Genomic DNA, 2,769 nt, shown 5'->3' on the forward strand with positions numbered 1-2,769 from the left:
TGTACGGGGGGCGGAGGCGGGGGCCGTACCGGGGGCGTTCGTTGTTGCGAGGGCATCGGCTGATCTGTGGGCGCCGGCCGGCACGGAAGGCGTTCGCGCCGGGCGCCGCGCCGGGGTCAGCGTGAGGCGGGTGAGGGCGCGGGTGCCGGTGTAGCGGGCCCCGGCCGGTGCCGACGGTGACGCCGGCGTCGGCGATGCCGTGGCCGGTGGTGCCGTGGTCAGGGACCGGGCCAGGGCGTCGGCCTGTTCGAGGGCCGGTCCGGCCAGGGCATACACCCGGCCCGCGTGCTCCGCACAGTCCCCGATGGCACGGATCCACGGATCGGAGGTCCGCAGCTCGTCATCGACGACGATGCCGTCGCGGACCAGCAGCCCGGCGCTCCGGGCCAGCCCGACACGGGGCCGTACGCCACAGGCCAGGACGGTCAGATCGACGTCGAGGGCGTCGAGGGTCTGTACGCCGGACTGCTCGCCGGTCGGTTCGGCGGCCGTTTCGGAGTGTGTTTCCGAGGCCAGACGCAGGGTCGTGCGGCTGGAGGTGTGGGCCCCCGGCGCCGGTACGCGGACTCCTCGTACCCGGCAGCCGGTCCGTACCTCCACACCCTGTTCCACGAGATGCACCCGTACCAACGCGCTCGCGGAAAGGTCGAGCCGGCGCTCCATGAGACGCGCGCCCCGGTGGAGGAGCACCACCTCCGCGCCCCGCCCGGCCAGTGCCGAGGCCGCCGACACGCCGAGCAGCCCGCCGCCGATCACGGCCACGCGCGCTCCTGGACGTACGGCCGCGGCAATCGCCAGACAGTCGTCCAATGTGCGGAACGTGCGTACGGCGTCGGGCAGTCGGCCCGGCTCGCCGCCCCCCGGCAGTCCGGGCAGTGACGGAAGCACCGGGCGTGAACCGGTCGCCAAGACCAGCGTGCCGTACCGGGTGAGCTGTCCGTCGGCGCCGTGGACCGTCCGCGCGGCCCGGTCGATACGGACCACCCGCGCTCCGCGCCGTACCGGCGTGTGCGGCAGGGCGATCACTTCGGGGCCGTACCGTCCGGCGAGGACCTCGGCGAGCAGCACCCGATTGTACGGGGCGTGCCGCTCCTCGCCGAGCACGGTCACGTCCGCGCCGAGCTGCCGGACGCGGGCCGCGAGCCGAGTGCCCGCGAGTCCGGCGCCGATCACCACGATGTCCGGGGTCGGGGTCATGGCAGGAAGCCTGCGGGGAGGCTGTTACCCGTTCGCATCCCCGCCGTTTCCCGCACGGAACGCTGCCCTCAGCGCGGCGTTCGCGGGGCTGTGAGGCTTCCGGGGTGCTGACCGGGGTGCTGAGTTCCCGGGCCTGCGAGGGGCGGGCGGAGAAGGCGGCGGAGGCGGGTGAAGGCGCGGGCGACGCGGATTCCGGCGGTCTATAGAGTCGCGATCATGCCTGACATATCGCTGACCATGCTCGTTCTGCTCTGTCTCGCCGCCGGCGCGGCCGGCTGGATCGACGCCGTCGTCGGCGGGGGCGGGCTGCTGCTCCTGCCGGCCCTGCTGCTCGGCCTCCCGCACCTTCCCGCCGCGCAGATCCTCGGCACCAACAAGGCGGTCGCGATCGTCGGTACCTCGGGCGCGGCGGTGACCTATCTGCGGAAGGCTCCGGTCGACGCGCGGACGGCTGTACGGATCGGACTCGCGGCCCTCGCCGGCTCGATGGCCGGAGCCTTCTTCGCGGCCGGGATCAGCAGTGAGGTGCTGCGACCGGTGATCATGGTGGTCCTGTTGGGGGTGGCGGCCTTCGTCCTGCTGCGGCCGTCCTTCGGCCGGGTACGGCCCGGCGGCCCGGTCACCCGGGCGCGTACCGTCCTGGCGATCGTGCTGGTCGGCGGCGGGATCGGTTTCTACGACGGGCTGTTCGGACCCGGCACCGGAACGTTTCTGGTGCTGGCCCTCACCGCCGTACTCCACCTCGATCTGGTCACGGCCTCCGCCACGGCGAAGATCGTGAACGTCTGCACCAACGGCGGGGCGCTGGCGATGTTCGCCTACCAGGGCACGGTGATGTGGAAGCTCGCCGCGCTGCTGGCGGTGTTCAACCTGGCGGGCGGGATGGCCGGGGCGCGGATGGCGCTGAAGAAGGGGAGCGAATTCGTGCGCGGGGTCCTGCTGGTGGTGGTGTTCTCGCTGGTCGCGAAGCTGGCGTTCGACCAGTGGAGCGGGTGAGGGGAGCGGTGCCGGAGTTGCGTTGCCGGGGGCGCGGCGCAGGGCTCTTGGGAGTGGGGCTGGTGCGCGGGCCAGGGCTTGGGTCGGGGGACAGGGCTGGGCTCGGGCCGGGGTGGCTATTTCACATGGGTGAGATGCGCGGACGCCACGATGTCGCTCTGGTGGCCGGTCGTCTTCGACGAGCCGCCGCCGCAGGTGATCACCCGTAGCTCCGGACGGTCGGCGGATCCGTGCACCCTGCGCTTGGGGAAGCCGGTGTTCCCGTACGCCTCCAGGGTGTCGACCGAGAAGACGGCGGTACGCCCGTCCGCGCGTGTCACTTCTATCCGGTGCCCCCTGCGGAGCGTGCTCAGCTTGTGGAAGACGGCGGGGCCGCGCGCACTGTCGACATGGCCGGCGATGACCGCGGTGCCCTTGGCGCCTGGGGACGGGCCGTCCTTGTACCAGCCCGCGACATTGCGGATGCCGGGCGGCGGTACGTCCAGGCTGCCGTCGCGTCCCAGGCCCACCCCGAGAAGCGGGGCGTCGACCTGGATGTCGGGTATGCGGAGGGCGACGGGGGCGGCGGACGAGAGC

The 2,769-nt window shown here is 73.0% G+C and carries 3 protein-coding genes; 1 reads left to right on the forward strand and 2 read right to left on the reverse strand.

Annotated features, from left to right (window positions below):
- A partial coding sequence (locus WH07_RS30685; protein ID WP_052744609.1) for an NAD(P)/FAD-dependent oxidoreductase occupies window positions 1-1,197 on the reverse strand: 1,197 nt, incomplete at its 3' end.
- 216 nt (window positions 1,198-1,413) lie between these two features.
- On the opposite strand from WH07_RS30685, the gene WH07_RS30690 reads away from it, so the two are divergent.
- Complete coding sequence (locus tag WH07_RS30690) at window positions 1,414-2,193, forward strand: sulfite exporter TauE/SafE family protein (protein WP_046507224.1); 780 nt, start codon at window positions 1,414-1,416, stop codon at window positions 2,191-2,193.
- 116 nt (window positions 2,194-2,309) lie between these two features.
- Here the strand turns inward: WH07_RS30690 and WH07_RS30695 are convergent.
- Window positions 2,310-2,769 (reverse strand): class F sortase (locus WH07_RS30695; RefSeq protein ID WP_046507219.1); only part of this gene is annotated, 460 nt, incomplete at its 5' end.

Origin of the sequence: Streptomyces odonnellii (assembly GCF_000981895.1) — a bacterium.
Taxonomy (GTDB): domain Bacteria; phylum Actinomycetota; class Actinomycetes; order Streptomycetales; family Streptomycetaceae; genus Streptomyces; species Streptomyces odonnellii.